This is a genomic window from Dactylosporangium sp. CA-139066, from assembly GCF_050936175.1.
Classification (GTDB): domain Bacteria; phylum Actinomycetota; class Actinomycetes; order Mycobacteriales; family Micromonosporaceae; genus Dactylosporangium.
The window spans coordinates 5,870,362-5,886,292 of sequence record NZ_JBNJNH010000001.1 but is presented as its reverse complement, the minus strand read 5'-3'; the positions used below and the strand labels follow the sequence as shown (position 1 = coordinate 5,886,292).

The window sequence follows — 15,931 nt, the reverse complement described above, 5'->3', positions numbered from 1 at the left end:
ATGGACATCGACCTGAGCTTCATCGCGAGCACCGACGGCCAGCCGCGGCAGAGCTTCGCCCTCGACGTCACCGGGCCGGCCGTGCTGCTGCCCGCGCTGGTCATCGCCAACCGGTCGAACCGGGCGCTGCTCGTGCGCTCGATCGTGGTGCGGCCGATCGACCCCGGCGCGCCGGCGGCCGCGGCCCGGCTCGGCGCCGAGTGGGCCCCGGTCATCCCCGGGCCGGGGCTGGACCTGGCCGGGCACGGCCGATACCGCGCGCCGTGGAAGCAGGTGCCGGTCGCCGCCCTGCCGCCCGGCACCACCGAGTTCGTGTGGATGGTCGAGGCCGCCGTTCGCCTCCCCGACGGCCGGCTGCAGCCCGGCACGCCGGTGTACGGCCGCTGTGTGCTGTCCGTGCCGCAGGCCGGGGCGGCGCCTTCGGTGGTGCCGGAGCCGGTCGTGGTGGCGCCGGAGCCCGTCGCGGTGGCGCCGGAGCCGGTCCTGGTGGTCGAGGCGCCGCCGGCGGCGGACGAGGAACCGGCCGAGGAACTGCACGACGGCTGGCTGGCCATCGACTTCGGCATGTCGAACTCGACGATCACGATGTTCGACCAGAACCAGAAACGCGCCCTGATCGGCATCGCGCCGACCCAGGCCGCGGTGCTGCGCGACCGGCTCACCGACCTGCTCGACGGCACGGCCGCCGACACGTTCGGCCTGCCCGCCGAGCGGTGGCGGCAGGCGCTGGAGTCGGCGGGCCGCGCGCTGTCGGCCGGCCGGCCCGGCGACCCGCTCGTCCGGCTCAAGGAGTCCCTCGCCGGCGACGGGCTGTTCGATGTGCTGCTCGCGCTCGACCTGGACATGCACGCGGCCATGCCGGCCGAGCGCGACGCCATGGCCGGCGCGCTGCAGCGGCTGTACCACGAGGCGTTCGCCTGCCCGCCGCTGGAGGAGATGCAGCTGTTCCCGGTGCCCCTGCACGCCGGCGAGCGCACCATCTCCAGCGATGCGCGCATCCTGGGCCTCGACCCGCTGCAGCTGACGCTGCACGCCGACGGCGACGCGGACGCGCACGGCGAGGTGCCGCTGGCGGCGCGGCACCAGCCGGGGCTGAAGCGCTTCGTCGGCACCACCCGGCCGCTGCCCGGCCTGCCCGACGGGCGCGAGCAGCCCACCGCCGGCGAGGCGCTGATCGCGCTGTGGCGCTGCCTGCTGGACAAGGTCGACCGGTTTCGAAGCGACCACGGCGAGCGGTTCGCCGCCGGCCGGATCACCCGCGCCGTGGTCACCTACCCCACGACGGCCCCGCCCCAGACCCGGCTCGACATGGAGGAGCTGGCCGCGTCGGTCGGCCTGACCATCGTCGACACCCGCTTCGACGAGGCCACCGCCGCCGCCATGTTCTCGCTCATGCGCGAGTTCGGCGGCGACCACGCCGTCGGCATCGAGGCCTTCCGCGCCCGCAGCCGCCCCGTCGGCCCGGGCGTGTGGCACTACAACACCCTGGTGATCGACATCGGCGGCGGCTCGACCGACGTGGCGCTGCTCGGGCTCACCCTGCGCGACCGCACCGAGCTGGACGCCGGCGTCCCGCCGGAGCGGCAGGGCCGCTTCTACGAGCTGCGCCCGACGGTGCTGGGCAAGGCCGGCGACCTGCAGCTCGGCGGGGACCGGATCACCCTCGGCATCTTCCACCTGATCAAGGCGACGATCGCCGACCGGCTGCTGACCGTGATGGCCGACCGGGTGAACTTCGAGCAGCCGCCGTTCATCGTGAACGGCCGCTACGTGCCCGGCTCGCTGCTGGCCGCCACCGCCGGCCCGGACGCCGAGGACGGCAACTCCCGCGCGCTCGTCATCGACCGGGCGGTGCCGACCCGGTGGGCCCTGGCGCACGGCGAGTCCGACACGCGCGCCGCACGCGAGCGTTTCGACCGGCTGTGGGCCGAGGCCGAGCGGGCCAAGCGCGCCTCCGTCGGCGGCGGCCCGTTCGTCATGCGCCACGTCGGCGACGTGCTGCAGCTGCCCGTGCCGGCCGCGGCGATCGGGCCGATCGAGATTCCGGTCGCCGCCGTGCGCGCCGAGGTCGAGAAGGTCGTGCGCCGGTCGATGGAGATCGGCCGGGAGGTGGCCCGCCACCGGCTGCCGGTGGCCGACGCCGGCGGGCAGGAGCCGCTGGACGCGGTCATCCTCTCCGGCGGTACCGCGGCGCTGCCGCAGGTCCGCGAGCTGCTGCACGACGTGTTCACCGGCGAGGCGGACGCGGACGAGGGCTCGCTCGGCTGGAACCCGCTGCGGGTGGTGCACGACCAGGCGTACGCGAAGCTCGGCACCTCCATCGGCGCCTGCTGGGCCGAGTACGTGCTGCAGAAGGGCTTCCTCGACGCCCGCTCGGCCAAGGAGCACGTCGCGATGGGCCGCACCGAGCTGCTCATCGACGTCGAGAACCTGCTGCACGGCCTGCCCTACGGCCTCGAGCTGGCCGTGCAGGGCCCGTCCCGGCCGGTGTTCCCGGCCGGTCAGGAGTTCGACCGCATCGGCGAGGACGGCCGGGGCGCGCTGCGCTCGGGCTGGATGAGCGTCGTCAAGGACCTCAAGCTCCACCGGCAGCGGTACATCGAGCACGGCGACCGGCCCAACGACGGCTGGGGGCACCTGAGCCTGGACAGGCTGGCCGACGCCGACAGCGGGCCGCGCCGCGTCGACCTCGACGACTGGGTCCGCCGGGTCCAGGTGCAGTTCGAGATCGACGAGAGGGACATGCTCAAGGCGCACTTCTGCTCCGGCCCGCCCCGCTTCGACCTCGACATGACGACGGGCCGCCCGGACCCGCACCTGATCGGCCCCGCCCACCCGGGCGGGCCGCCGCTGCTGCGCCACGACCTGCTGGTCAACCCGGACGCGGCCGGCGGTTTGGCCAACCACGGCACCACGGTGCTGGCCCGCGGCGCCGAGCCGAACGGCTCGATCCAGTCGCCGGACTCGCCGGCGCCGCTGCGCTGCTGGGAGAGCACGCGGTTCCCGCGCGACACGCCGGCCGACGGCACCTGGTGGATCGGGCGCCGCGACGCCGACAACCCGGAGCTGCTGCACCGCGTCGGCGGCGCGGTCCCGGCCGGCATCCAGCACGGCCGCGGCGCCGACACCCGCCTCGTCGTCGACGAGCGCGGCCGGGTCCGGGCGGTTCGCGGCTTCGTGCCGTACCTGCAGGCGCGGCACATGGCCGACGTCGTCGACCGCCCCGGCTCGGTGCTCAGCGTCCCCATGAAACCGGGGAGCATGGACCTCGACAAGCAGTTCGACCCGTTCACCGGCCGGCAGTGATGGACGGCCTCGAGACCGCGCTGCGCGAGCTGCTCGACGGCGGCGGGCCGCCCGCGGCGGTGGTGCGCGGGCTCATGTCCGGTCTGCAGACGGCGCTGAGCACCCTCGCGCGCGACGGCTCGGCGCCCGACCCGGCGGTGCTGACGCGCGCCGTGGACGCCATCGACCGTCTGGCGGCCCCCGAGCCGCCGCCCTTTGCGGCGGCGGCACCTGCCGTTGTGGCGGCACCGGCCGGGGGCCTCGTCGGGGCGCTCACCGCGCTGTGGCCGGAGGCGGCGAAGCGGGCCGACCAGCGCGATCCGGGCGCGCCGCCGAACGCGCCGGGCCCGCTGTGGGAGGCGCTGCACCTGCTGAGCCTGCGCATGGCGCCGGCCGACGCCGCGGACCTGTCCGCCCGGGCCGCCCGGGCCGCCGTCGCCGAGGGGGCCGAGGCCGTACCGGCCACGGTCACGATCCTGGGCCCGGCCCGCGAGACGCTCCTGCCCGGCCTGCGCGCCGGCGACCGCGTCCTCGCCCCCGGCCTGGCCACCGACCCGCAGGCGCCCCCGCCGGACGGCCTCGCGGCCGGCCCCGGCGCCGACGGGCTGCTGCGGCTGGTGTCGCCCGTGCTGTACCTCCTGGAAGCCGACCCGTATCTGGCGCACTGCCTGCAGGTGCTGCAGTTCACCGGCCTCGCCGACCTGGCCGCGCTGGGGGAGAAGGACCGGCTGCGCACCCAGCTGCTCGGCCGCGCCGCCGCCGTGGCCGCCGCCGACCCGAGCACCCAGGAGTGGCTCGAGCATCTGGTCCGCGCCCACGAGGCGGTCTCCTCGGTGGTGCACAGCCCGCCCGCGCACGACGACAGCTGGTGGGGCCGGCTGCGCACCCAGGGCCACACCCTGGTCCGCGACGCCGCCGCGCCGTTCGGCCCCGGCCTGGTGAAGCTCCCCTCGGCCACCTTCGTCTCGGCGCGGGCCCTCACCGAGCACGACATCCCCCTCAAGGTCCCCACGCGCTCCGGCATGGTGCTGGCCTGCGTGCGGCTCTGGTCGAACATCGGCGGCACCGAGCGTCCCGGACGGGTGATCTATGCAAGCTGAGCCGCCGTACGCCGCCGGCCCGCCCTGGAGGGGCTCGGCCGACGCCTACGCCACCCTGCTGGCCAACGCCGGCGCCGAGTTCCACCCCGACGAGCTGCGTCACGGCTGGCTGGCCGTCGACCGCGACCACCGCCCCACCCCGGAGCGCGTCGGCACGCAGACGGCGTCGTTCCGCATGACCACCGCCAACGGCCGCCGCATCGTCGAGTGCTTCCTGGCCCGCCCGTCCGCCAAGCTGCGTGAGCACTGCCTGCGCCTGACCCGCCTGGACGCCGAGAACGTGCTGCCCCCGGAGGTGCTCGTCCCGCGCTGGTACGACGACGGTCTCTCCCTCGGTACCACCACGATCCCGGTCCTCGTCCACACCGAGCCGTCCGGCCCGACGCTGGCCGAGCGCCTGCCGTTCCTGGCCCCCGCCGAGATCGCCGACCTGCTGCACCGCTGGACCACGCTGCGCGACGACCTGGCCCGCACCTTCGGCCTGCGCCACCGCGGCGCCGCCCCCGAACTGGTCTTCCTGCCCGGCCCCGGCGTGCTGAAGATCCGCGTCGCCGGCTGGGAGCACCCACCGCCCCCCGGCCCGGTCGAGGACCGCCTGGCCGAAGCCTTGGAGCGCCTCCTACCCCCGCCCGCCGCCGAGCCCTCGCCGCCCAAGCCTCGCCCGCGCGACCGCCGGTTGACGCTCGTGGCGATGGCGGCCGCGCTGGTGTTGTGCATCGGCGCCCTCGTCGCATTGGTCGTGGTCGCATGAAGAAGCCGAAGCTCCCGCCGATTCCCCTGCGCCGCCCGAGCCTGCCGGCGTCACTCTTCGCGGCGATGGCCGTGGTCTGCCTCGCCACGGTGGTCGTCGGCATCGTCCGGATCTCGGCCGCGCAGCGGGAGGCCGCGTCGGCCCGCGAGGAGGCGGACGCCGCTCACCGAGCGGCCATGGCGGCCCAGGGCGCGACGGCCTCGGCGGACGCCGTGCAGAGCCAGACCCAGAAGGATTTGGAGGCGGCGCGCCAGGCTCGAGTTGTCGTCGACCCGACGCGCATGCAGGTCGCGTTCCGGGCCATCGGCGAGCGGTCGATGACGCTGGAGAACGCCACCTGCCAGTCGACCAACGTCTGCGACCACCGCAAGACCGTGACCATCGTGCTGGGCCGGTGTGGCGACCGGATCTGTGTATCGGCGTCATCCTGGCCCGAGGTGGAGTCATCCGCCGCCGAACCGTACGGCGACGCGTGGCGCGCGAACGGCACCGTTACGGCCGGTGCAATCGTCTGCAACCTCGGTTCTACCGTACCGGTGGACGACGTCACGTGGACATTCACGGCGACGGTCACCGCGGCGCAATACAGCATTGCCGGCGGCTGGGTTCCGACGGCCCTCGACGTCACCTTCGCCATCGACATACCCCGGGGGACGTGCTCCTCCGGGACCGCGCAGTGGAAGAAGAGCGTGACTCTCTAGCGCGAGGTCCGATGGCCGCCTGCAGGGGCGCGGGCGTCGCCGAGCCGGCGCCCCTTGCGGGGGTGCTGGACGTCTGACGTTTCCGCGCGCGACGAGGCATAGGATCTGGTTGATGGGTTGGCGGGCGGTGACGGCGCCCGCCGCGGGGCCTACGGGGTGCTCGGGGCGAGCGTGCCGCTGTTCGGGGGCGCGGCCGGCGACGGGTGGCGCATGTCGGGGACGTTCCAGCTGCACGGGAGCGACGTGTTCAGCAACGGGGCGTCGCGGCGTGCATCGGGTCGGACGCGCCGATCACGATCGGCATCGACCACGGGTGGAAGCCCGCCGGCGAGCCCCTGGTGGTGACGCAGAGCGGCGAAGGGAGGGTGCATGAGCTCGACGACGAGCCGGCCCTGGACGCCTACCTCGACCGCCTGGGCGCACCCGAGGAGGTCTACAAGGACGAGGTCGCGCTGCGCCACTACGTGCTCAGCCGGCCGCTCGGGGTGCAGCGGCGCAGCGGCATCGAGATCCGCAACATGAGCACCGAGGTCGACGTCGACGGGCGGACCATCGGCGGCGGCGGTGACCTGTCGCTCGGCGCGCTGGCGTTCGCCATGGAGGGCGACGAGGAGTCGGTGGTGACGGCCTCGGCCCGGGCCTGCCGCTCCGCGATCGAGCAGCTCGACGAGGCCACGCCGGTCGGCCTGCTCACCTTCAGCTGCGCCGCCTGCCGGGCCGTGCTCGGCGACGAGTGCGTCGCGATCGAGGGCGCGCGGCTCGCCGGCGAGGCGGGCAGCATTCCCTACGCCGGGTTCTGCACGTACGGTGAGATCGCCCGCACCCGGGGCATCAACGGCTTCCACAACCAGACGATGGCCGTGCTGGCATTCGGCTGAACAGCCGCGCGGAGACACGCCAGGCCGCCCGGCCGAAGCGACATCCGCCGTCGAAACGAGTGTCCAGCCGTGGCCGACGGAGCCCTCGCGGCGCAGCAGCTGGTCGAGCTGCTCGCGGTCGTCACCAGCTGCGACGACGAGGAGACCGCCATCCACGCGGCGATCGAGCGGGCCGCGGAGACCGGCGAGGCGGAGGTCTGCGGCCTGCTCGTCGGCGACGTCGTCATCGACGCCGTCGGCCTGCCCGAGGGCTCGCCCGACTACGCCACCCTGGCCTCGGTGCCGCGCGGCCGCGGCACGATCGAGCTGCCCGGCATCGGGCCGTGCGGCGCCGGCTGGGCCCAGCTCGGCCGGGCCGACGAGGGCGTCCTCGTGCTCGCCCGGCTCGGCGACACGTTCACCGTCGCCGAGCGCAACCTGATCCGCGGCATGGCGAAGGTCCTCGGCCTGACCCTGCGCATGCTGCGCACCCCGGAGGCCGAGCGCCGCCGCGAGCGCCTCATGCGCCACCTCTACGACATCCAGCGCCTCATCTCGCGCCGCGCCCCGCTCGCCGAGGCGCTGCGCGCGGCCCTGTCGGCGGCGGCCGACGTGCTCGCCGCCGGGTCCGGCGACGTGGAGCTGGTGCTGCTCGACCACGACGACCCGGGCCACGCGATGGCCACCCGCGGCGTCGCGTCGGGCCCGATGCGCTGGGTGCGCCGGGCGATGACCGACGACGACCTCGCCGCCGGCGTGATCGGCATCGACCGCGTCCAGGAGCGCGCCGACGACCGCGGGGCCCGCTCGATCGCGGTCCCGGTCCACGAGCGCGGCCGCGCCGTCGGCGCGCTCGCCGTCGACCTGGCCGACGGCCGCCGCCTCGGCGACACCGACCGCGACAACCTGCTGTCGTTCGCGGAGCACATCAGCCTCGCCCTGACCGACGCGCGCACGGCCAGGGACATGGAGGCGGCGCGCCACGACCCGCTGACCGGCCTGCCGGGCCGCGCCCTGTTCCACGAGCGCCTGCGTCACTGCCTGGCCCAGAGCCGCGCGCCGGGCACGGTGGCGCTGCTCTTCGTCGACCTGGACCGCTTCAAGGCCGTCAACGACACCATGGGCCACGCCGCCGGTGACGCCCTGCCGGCCGAGCTGTCCCGGCGCCTGCAGGCGGTCGTGCGCCACGACGACCTGGTCGGCCGCCTCGGCGGCGACGAGTTTGTGGTCGTGCTGTGCCCGGCCGGCGAGCACCACGCCGGCGAGGTCGCGGCCCGCATCATCGACGAGCTGTCGCATCCCGTCCTCCTCCCGGGCGGCATGGCCGAGGTCGGCGCCAGCATCGGCATCGCCCTGAACCGCTCCGGCGACGACGAGGAGCTCATCGCCGACGCCGACGTGGCCATGTATGAGGCCAAGCGCGCCGGCCGCGGCCGCTGCGTGCTGTCCGGGGCCGCCGACGCCGACGCTCGGCGCATCCTCAAGGGCCCGTCACTCGTCCCGCGCGGCCGCTGCGTGCTGTCCGGGGCCGCCGACGCCGACGCTCGGCGCATCCTCAAGGGCCCGTCACTCGTCCCGCGCGGCCGCTACGTGCTGTCCGGGGCCGCCGACGCCGACGCTCGGCGCATCCTCAAGAGCCCGTCACTCGTCCCGTAACAGGCGGCGCACGGCACTCGGCGGGTGCCCGAGGTGCTGGCGCATCGTCCGGCACAGGTGCGCCTGGTCGGTGAAGCCGAGGTCGGCGGCCAGCGCCGCCAGGTCCTCCGCGCCGTCCTCGAGCTTGTCCAGGGCCCGCTCGACCCGGACCCGGTTGCGATAGCGGGTCAGCGACACCCCGAGCTGCCGCGTGAACGCCCGGCTGAGCCGGAACGGCGACACCCCCAGCCGCGCCGCCAGCGGCATCAGCCCGCCGGCCGCCGGATCGTCCGCCCGGATCGCCTCGCGCGCCCGGTCCACCAGCGCCCGGTCCGGGTCGTTCGCCGCCGTCGACCCCAGGGCCGCGGACAGCAGCGCCGTCAGCCGCTCGACGACCCCGTATTCGACGTCGCCGTCGCGCGCCGCCCGCAGCAGCCGGCGATGGGCGAGATCGAGGTGTGCGTCGACGTAGACGGTCCGCGCGGCCGGATCGCCGGCGAGGGCGTCCCACAGCGCCGGTGAGAGGCGCACGGACGTGCACACGTCGCCGCCGGCCGGGTGCGCGAAGTGTTCCTCGTCGCCGGGGCGGCCGATGTAGCCGACGGTCGGGTCGAGATCGGCGGCCCGGCCCGCGACCCGTCGCCGGAACCGGCCGCGCCGGACCAGGACCACGCGATAGTCGGTCTGCTCCTCCGGCGGGGACCAGCCGGCGTGCTGCCGTCCGCAGGTCACCGCGGCGATGTCGAGGCCCGGACGGGATGCCACCAGCTCTGCCTTCACGCCGGTGACGCTACGCCGGGGGTACGACAAAAACGCCCGCCGCAAAGATGTCCAAGCCGGATCGCGCGGCGGGCGGGCAGGCTGGCCGGCGACCAGAAAGGAAGTGGACGACATGGCCACGCTGAGCACGATCATCTTCGACTGCGCCGACCCGGGCGCCCTGGCCGAGTTCTACCGCAAGGCGACCGGATGGGAGGTGGCCTCCGCCGACGACGACTTCGTGTACCTCGGCGACGGGGGCCCGGTCCAGCTGGCGTTCCAGCGCGTCGCCGGCTACCGGGCGCCGGGCTGGCCCGACGACGCCAAGCAGGCCCACCTGGACCTCAAGGTCGACGACGTCGAGCGCGCCGCCGCCGAGCTGGTGGCGTCGGGGGCGACGCGGCCGCAGTTCCAGCCGGGCGACGGGGGCTGGCTGGTCCTGCTCGACCCGGCCGGCCACCCGTTCTGCATCGCCGCCGGCTGACGGACGTCGCGCAACGGTGGCGGTCACGCCGTACGGCGTGACCGCCACCCGCCGCGTCAGGCCGGCGTCATCCGGGTCGAGCAGGTGATGGTCAGGCCGAGTAGCCGCGGCTGGCGACCCAGTTGGCCATCGGATACGTTTCCATCCAGTAGGTGCGCGGGCCGAACATGCCCGACGGGTCGGCGATCTCGACGGCGCGGCCGCGGTCGCGGTAGCCGATGATCGAGATGTAGTGGCCGCCGCCGAACTCGTGGTACCGGCCCGTCACGTCCGTGGCGCCGCCGACGATGTTGGCCACGACGCCGCGGCCCTCGCCGATGGCGCGCACGACGTCGCGCTGCAGCTGCTCGGCCTGGGCGCCGCTCGCGCGCTGGCCGGGGATCCAGTGGGTCTGGTACGCGTCGCGGCCCAGCACCTGGTTGAGCGCCCGAGTGGTGTCCTGGGCGGAGTTGGTGCCGTTGACCGTGGTGCCGAGCAGCCCGGCCAGGTCGCTCTGCGACGGGGCGTTGACGCTGGACGACAGGGCGATCCGCGTGGAGGCGGGGCCACAGAAGTAGAAGTTCGGCTGGAACTGGAAGTCGTAGCTCACCTCCTTCGCCTCCGGCGCCAGCAGCAGCGGGTCGGGCTTGGCCGCCTCGGCCGGCGCCGCCGGGCGCTCGGGCGCGGCGGTGCTGAGGGCGGCGGCGGCTCCCGTGACGTGCGCGTCGGCCGGCTCGGGGGACTGGTTGAGCATGGCCGCGGTCCCGATCGAGACGACGGCGAGCGCGGCGGTGCCCAGTACGGCGGGCAGGGGGCGGCGCAGCGAGGCGAGGTGGTGACGTACGTCGGCCAGTTGCAGGCGCAACAGAAGAACTCCTTCCGGTGCCGCCTACCGGGTTAGCTGACGGATTCGGGCGGGAAGCTCGCCCTACCACGGCCACATGGCCGACGGATTCACCCCGGGACGCATGGGTCCCCGGCTCGCATGCGCGACTCGGCGGGTCCGCGGCCGGGGCCGGGCATTCACGGCGAGGGGACCGGCGCGGACGAGGTGACATTACTGGTCGGTACCGCCCCTGCCAAGAGGGTAAAAGATACTGCCACCAGGCAAAACGCGGTCGCGCCTTACGGTCGGCGGTAGACCGACACGTGCGTGGTGGACTCCGCGGTGAACGACGCGCCCGCCCAGTCCGCGTGCCGGGACTCCAGCTCGAGGCCGGCCAGCCGGGCCATGAGGTCCATTTCGGACGGCCAGATGTAGCGGTGCGGGCTGCGCGTCACGCGCGCCTGCCGCGAGTCGTCGAAGCGGACGTGGTGCGACACGAGGATCTGGTGCAGCGGGTCGTACGTGTCGATGCCGAGGTAGCCGGGCTCGGCCGCGAACACCGTGGCCGGCTGGCCCGGCGGCAGCACGCGCAGCGCCGGCACCTCCAGCTCCACCACGAACCGGCCGCCGGGCCCGAGGTGCGCGGCCGCGTTGGCGAAGCAGGCGACCTGCTCGTCCTGCGTGACCAGGTTGGAGATGGTGTTGAAGACCAGGTACACCAGGCTGTACTCGCCGGGCGCCCGGGTCGTGGCCATGTCGCCGACGACGACCGGGATCGCCGCCTCGTCCGCCTTCGCCCGCAGCCGCTCGAGCATCGGCCGGGACAGCTCGATCCCGGTCACGGGCACGCCCCGCGCGGCCAGCGGCACGGCGATGCGCCCGGTGCCGATCGCGAACTCCAGCGCCCGCCCGCCGCCGGCGAGCGCGGCGAGCCGCTCGACGACCGGGTCCACCGCCTCGGGCGCGAACATGCCGGCGCCGGGTGTGTCGTAGGCCGCGGCCACCTCAGCGTCCCAGATCTCGTCCTGTCGCATGCCCCGACCCTGCCCGCCCGCCGCCGTCGCCGTCCACCGGGTTTCTCCGGACGAGAGCGCTCTCAGCATGTTTGAGCAGCTCATGCCACAGATTGAGAGCGCTCTCTGAAAACTCACCATTGACACTGGTCACAATTGGTGCGCATCATTCCCAGGGACCCCGCAGTGACCGCCACTCTCATCACGGAGTCCATGCCATGCGTCTTGCCCGAGGACGACCCGCCGCGGCCGGTGCCATCGCCGTTGCCCTCGTCGCCACCGCCCTGACCTTCGTCGCATTGACCAACGCCGAGGCCGCCACCCTCGGCTCCGGCAGCTACGCCACCACCGCGCCGGCCGGCACCAGCGGCCCGACCGGGTGCGGCAGCATCGCGACCAACCCCCGCCAGTACGTCACCGCCAACGCCCCCGCCGGCGCGGTGCCGACGAACGACTGGTGGTCGTCGCTGCTGTTCAAGCGCACCGACTGCAACTACTCCTCGCCGCTGCAGGCCCACCCGATGGCCTTCCAGCCCTCCGCCGGCGGCCTCGGCGTCTCCTACACCACCGACGCCGCCATCTCCGGCACCGCCACCGGCGTCGGGGAGTACCACTACCCGTACACCACCGAGTTCACGATCGGCGTGACCGGCCTCAACGCGCCGAACACCCTGGTGGACGGCTGGACCGACTGGACCGTCACGCCGAGCTGGTCCGACGGCGCCCGCACGCTGCGCACCACCATCGGCCACGGCCTGCCGTTCGTCTACGCCCGCACGAGCGGCGGCAACGCCCAGCTCACGTTCGGCGGCGCCCCGGCGGTGTGGTCCAACAGCGGCAACCGGGTCGGGTTCACCGTCCGCGGCCACGACTACATGGCGTACGCGCCGACGGGCGCCACCTGGACCGTCAGCGGCGCCAGCATCACCTCGACGCTGGCCGGCAAGGACTACTTCTCGGTCGCGCTGCTGCCCACGACCACGTCGACGCCGGCCGCCGACCGCACCGCGCTGGCCAACACCTACGGGCAGTACGCCCACAACCACGTCACCGGCACCCGCGTCGGGTGGAGCTACGACCAGGGGTCCAGCACCGTCAACGCGACCTACACGGTCACCACGACGGCCCGCGAGGGCACCGGCTCCGGCACCGTCCTCGCGCTCTACCCGCACCAGTGGAAGAACCTGGCCGGCGCGACGCCCATCGCGCAGACCTACGTCTCCGCGCGGGGACCCATGAAGATCCTGACCGGCGCGGGCGCCTTCACCACCGCCACCCGCTTCCAAGGTGTACTGCCTGAGGTGCCCGCCGTCGCGGACTCCTCCGGCGCCGACCTGACGACCGTCGGCGGCTACCTGGACCAGATCACCGGCGGCGACCCCCTCGCGGGCTTCGGCAACGACACGTACTGGACCGGCAAGGGCCTCGGCCGCGCCGCCCGCGCCGCCGAGATCGCCGACCAGCTCGGCCGCACCGCCCAGCGCGACACGCTGCTGGCCGCGATCCGCACCCGGCTCACCGACTGGTTCACCGCGGGCAGCGGCGAGACGGGCCGCCTGTTCGCGTACAACCAGGCGTGGGGCACGCTCATCGGCTACCCGGCGTCGTACGGTTCGGACCAGGAGCTCAACGACCACCACTTCCACTACGGCTACTACATCGCCGCCGCCGCGACCCTCGCCAAGTACGACAAGGCCTGGGCGGCCACGAGCGCGTACGGCGGCATGGTCAACCTGCTGATCCGCGACGCGAACAACCCCGACCGCGCCGACACGATGTTCCCGTTCCTGCGCGACTTCGACATCTACGCCGGCCACGACTGGGCCTCCGGCCACGGCAACTTCTTCGCCGGCAACAACCAGGAGTCGTCGTCGGAGGGCATGAACTTCGCCAACGCCCTCATCCAGTGGGGCATCGCCACCGGCAACACCGCGGTCCGCGACGCCGGCCTGTACATCTACTCCACGCAGGCGCAGGCGATCCAGGAGTACTGGTTCGACTCGGCCAACCAGAACTTCCCCCCGGCGTTCGCCCACAACACCGTCGGCATGGTCTGGGGCGACGGCGGCGCCTACGCCACCTGGTTCAGCGGCGAGCCCGAGCAGATCCAGGGCATCAACATGCTGCCGGTGACCGGCGGCTCGTTCTACATGGGGTACCGCCCGGCGTACAACACCGTCAACTACAACGAGATGGTGACCAACAACGGCGGCCCGCCCACGATCTGGCAGGACGTGCTGTGGTCGTTCCAGGCGCTGGGCAACGGCGACCAGGCGCTGGCCAACCTGCGGGCCAACCCGGGGTACACCCCGGAGGAGGGCGAAAGCCGGGCACACACGTTCCACTGGATCCGCAACCTGGCCGCGCTCGGCACCGTCGACACCAGCGTCACCGCCAACACGCCGCTGTACGCGGTCTTCACGAAGAACGGCGCCCGCACGTACGCCGCGACGAACCTCGGCACCGCGCCGCTCACCGTGACGTTCTCCGACGGCCGCACCCTGACGGTCGCGGCCGGCAAGACGGCGACCACGGGCGCGTTCACCTGGTCCGGCGGCAACGGCACGAGCACCCCGCCGTCGTCGACCCCGCCCACGTCCCCGTCCCCGTCGCCCTCCAAGTCGCCATCGGCCTCTGCGTCGCCGTCCACGTCCACCTCCACCCCGCCCGCCGGCTCGAACCGCTTCTTCCTGCGCTCGGGCCCGGCACTGTCCACTGTGGCCGGTAGCGCGGCGACGACCCAGACGGTGACCGCGGCGAACGGCAACTGGGACGGCAACCCGCACAACCCGGTCACGTACCAGGCGTGCGGCATCACCGGCCCCACGAACGGCACGGCAACCCAGTTCACGTTCCACGTCGACGCCGGCACCGCCGTCGGCCAGGGCATCCAGGCCCGCGTGTCGTACGACTTCACCGGCGCCGGCACCTACGGCCGGGTGGAGACGTACCGCTACTTCGCCACCGACCCGGTCGTGGGCACGGAGCAGTACACCCAGGCGGTCGGCCTGTCGTCCTCGACGGGCACCCTGTCGGCCATGAACCACGGCTGCGTCCGCCTGGAGCTGTGGAACGCGATCGGCAACGCCCTGACGACGGTCCGCATCGACGCCACGGCCACGGAGGGCCGCCAGTCGACCGTCACCATCCCGTACACCGTCTCCTGACCCTCGTCACGCTCCGCCCGTGCGGCCGGCCCCCGGGCCGGCCGCACGGCGTGCCAGACGACGTCAGCGAGGACGCGGTAGCCGGAGTCCCGCCACGGGCAAGAGACGGTGCAGGTGACGCGTTTATCGCTCGCCCGATCCCGCGCCCGGTGTCATGGTTACGGGCATGGAGGTGGAGCGCGTCGCGGACGGCGAGCGGCTGGTGCCGATCCTGCACGACGCCGAGGAGGACGACGAGCGTATCCGGGCCGCGCTGCGCGACCCGGCCGTCCGGGCGTATGCCGTGCGGCTCGGCGGCGAGACCGTCGGCGCCGCCGTCGTGCGGTGGGCTGAGCCGTCCGAGCTGCTGTACATCGCGATCGTCCCGGGCCGCCGCGGCGCCGGCATCGGCCGGCGGCTCGTCGCCGCGATCCAGGGCGAGCTGCCCGCCCACGGCCGGACCCTGCTCGTCGGCACCGGCAACTGCTCGCTGGACAACATCGCGTTCTACCAGAAGTGTGGCTTCCGCATGCACTCCGTGCGGCGGGACTTCTTCGGCTACATCGACCCGCCATTGGCCGAGCACGGCATCACCATGCGGGACATGATCGTGTTCTCGTACGAGATCGGCGGTTGACGGCGTGGCCAACATCGCGACCGTGTTCGTCCGCGTCGAGCCGGCCGAGGACGGGCTGACGGCGCCGGACGTCGTCGCCGCGGTCGTCAACCCGGACCGGGACAGCTACAACGTGCCGCTGTGGCACGCCGAGCGCGACGGCTTCATCGACATCCAGTACGGCGCCCGCTGGAGCGGCGTCCCGGCCGTGGACTTCATCTGGAACGCGCTCGGCGACGGCGACCAGCTCGGGTCGGTATGGGTGCGCTACTACGACGAGGGCGGCGACTTCGACGTCATCGGCCACCGCACCCTCGCCATGCTCGACACGTCGCCGTGGCGGGTGTGCGAGTACCACTACGACGAGGTCCGGCTCATCGACGGCGCTGGCGCGGTCCGGCGGCGGTCCGTTCCCGGTTCGCGGCGGCGCGCGGCGAACCGGCGCGACGTGCTCGGGCAGTTCGAGCGCGACACGCCGACCACGCCGGCGTCGGCGTGGGCGGGCAAGTACTGCTTCGCGCAGTGGCGCGCCTACGGCGTGCCGCGGGAGACCCTGGACGAGGTCGCCGCGCTCGGGCCGGACCTGCAGCGGGCCGAGCTGTGCTGGCGTGGCCGGCCCGTCGAGGTGGCCGAGCGGGTCGCCCCCGGGGAGCACGGCTGGATCCGCTGGGCGCTCGACGACTGGGACACCTGCGCGGACGCCGCCTACGCCGAGTACTTCGCGTAGTAGCCGGCCACGGCGCGGAACGCCGCCTTCGGCGTCCACGGCAGGCCGCGGT

Annotated in this window: 14 protein-coding genes and 1 riboswitch; of the genes, 11 read left to right on the top strand and 3 right to left on the bottom strand. The window is 73.9% G+C overall.

What is annotated here, in order from left to right; genetic code table 11:
- From ACQEVU_RS27005 to ACQEVU_RS26975, 7 genes are all read left to right on the top strand, one after another.
- The gene (locus ACQEVU_RS27005) at positions 1 to 3,306 is read left to right on the top strand and encodes a hypothetical protein (RefSeq protein WP_433328220.1); all 3,306 of its coding nucleotides are present in this window, start codon (positions 1 to 3) and stop codon (positions 3,304 to 3,306) included.
- Positions 3,303 to 4,385 carry a hypothetical protein gene (locus tag ACQEVU_RS27000; protein WP_433328218.1) on the top strand — a complete coding sequence of 361 codons (1,083 nt, stop codon included), beginning with the start codon at positions 3,303 to 3,305 and terminating at the stop codon, positions 4,383 to 4,385. The genes ACQEVU_RS27005 and ACQEVU_RS27000 overlap by 4 nt, the downstream gene beginning before the upstream one ends.
- Positions 4,375 to 5,136, top strand: a complete 762-nt coding sequence (locus ACQEVU_RS26995) for a hypothetical protein (protein ID WP_433328216.1) — start codon at positions 4,375 to 4,377, stop codon at positions 5,134 to 5,136. Before ACQEVU_RS27000 ends, ACQEVU_RS26995 begins: the two co-directional genes overlap by 11 nt.
- Before the next feature lie 65 nt (positions 5,137 to 5,201).
- Positions 5,202 to 5,837 carry a hypothetical protein gene (locus ACQEVU_RS26990; RefSeq protein WP_433328214.1) on the top strand — a complete coding sequence of 212 codons (636 nt, stop codon included), beginning with the start codon at positions 5,202 to 5,204 and terminating at the stop codon, positions 5,835 to 5,837.
- 117 nt (positions 5,838 to 5,954) lie between these two features.
- Positions 5,955 to 6,182, top strand: coding sequence for an FIST N-terminal domain-containing protein (locus tag ACQEVU_RS26985; RefSeq protein WP_433328212.1), 228 nt, complete (start codon positions 5,955 to 5,957; stop codon positions 6,180 to 6,182).
- The gene (locus ACQEVU_RS26980) at positions 6,110 to 6,715 is read left to right on the top strand and encodes an FIST C-terminal domain-containing protein (protein WP_433335100.1); all 606 of its coding nucleotides are present in this window, start codon (positions 6,110 to 6,112) and stop codon (positions 6,713 to 6,715) included. The genes ACQEVU_RS26985 and ACQEVU_RS26980 overlap by 73 nt, the downstream gene beginning before the upstream one ends.
- 69 nt (positions 6,716 to 6,784) lie before the next feature.
- Positions 6,785 to 8,350, top strand: a complete 1,566-nt coding sequence (locus tag ACQEVU_RS26975; protein ID WP_433328210.1) for a diguanylate cyclase domain-containing protein — start codon at positions 6,785 to 6,787, stop codon at positions 8,348 to 8,350.
- On the opposite strand, the gene ACQEVU_RS26970 is transcribed toward ACQEVU_RS26975, so the two are convergent.
- The gene (locus ACQEVU_RS26970; RefSeq protein WP_433328208.1) at positions 8,336 to 9,109 is read right to left on the bottom strand and encodes a helix-turn-helix domain-containing protein; all 774 of its coding nucleotides are present in this window, start codon (positions 9,107 to 9,109) and stop codon (positions 8,336 to 8,338) included. The two genes, ACQEVU_RS26975 and ACQEVU_RS26970, sit on opposite strands and share 15 nt — an antisense overlap.
- A 112-nt stretch (positions 9,110 to 9,221) precedes the next feature.
- Here ACQEVU_RS26970 and ACQEVU_RS26965 point away from each other — a divergent pair, with 112 nt between their 5' ends.
- A complete protein-coding gene (locus tag ACQEVU_RS26965) occupies positions 9,222 to 9,572 on the top strand; it encodes a VOC family protein (RefSeq protein ID WP_433328206.1) in 351 nt (116 codons plus the stop codon).
- Between the two features lie 91 nt (positions 9,573 to 9,663).
- On the opposite strand, the gene ACQEVU_RS26960 is transcribed toward ACQEVU_RS26965, so the two are convergent.
- On the bottom strand, positions 9,664 to 10,416 hold the full coding sequence (locus ACQEVU_RS26960) for a C39 family peptidase (RefSeq protein ID WP_433328204.1): 753 nt from the start codon (positions 10,414 to 10,416) through the stop codon (positions 9,664 to 9,666).
- A 6-nt stretch (positions 10,417 to 10,422) separates the two neighbouring features.
- Positions 10,423 to 10,561: riboswitch (cyclic di-AMP (ydaO/yuaA leader) on the bottom strand.
- 115 nt (positions 10,562 to 10,676) lie between these two features.
- The gene (locus tag ACQEVU_RS26955) at positions 10,677 to 11,411 is read right to left on the bottom strand and encodes a class I SAM-dependent DNA methyltransferase (protein WP_433328202.1); all 735 of its coding nucleotides are present in this window, start codon (positions 11,409 to 11,411) and stop codon (positions 10,677 to 10,679) included.
- 197 nt (positions 11,412 to 11,608) lie between these two features.
- Here ACQEVU_RS26955 and ACQEVU_RS26950 point away from each other — a divergent pair, with 197 nt between their 5' ends.
- From ACQEVU_RS26950 to ACQEVU_RS26940, 3 genes are all read left to right on the top strand, one after another.
- The gene (locus ACQEVU_RS26950; RefSeq protein ID WP_433328200.1) at positions 11,609 to 14,557 is read left to right on the top strand and encodes a glycosyl hydrolase; all 2,949 of its coding nucleotides are present in this window, start codon (positions 11,609 to 11,611) and stop codon (positions 14,555 to 14,557) included.
- A 166-nt stretch (positions 14,558 to 14,723) separates the two neighbouring features.
- Complete coding sequence (locus ACQEVU_RS26945) at positions 14,724 to 15,173, top strand: GNAT family N-acetyltransferase (RefSeq protein WP_433328198.1); 450 nt, start codon at positions 14,724 to 14,726, stop codon at positions 15,171 to 15,173.
- A 4-nt stretch (positions 15,174 to 15,177) separates the two neighbouring features.
- On the top strand, positions 15,178 to 15,879 hold the full coding sequence (locus ACQEVU_RS26940) for a hypothetical protein (protein ID WP_433328196.1): 702 nt from the start codon (positions 15,178 to 15,180) through the stop codon (positions 15,877 to 15,879).
- The last annotated feature ends 52 nt before the right edge of the window (positions 15,880 to 15,931 follow it).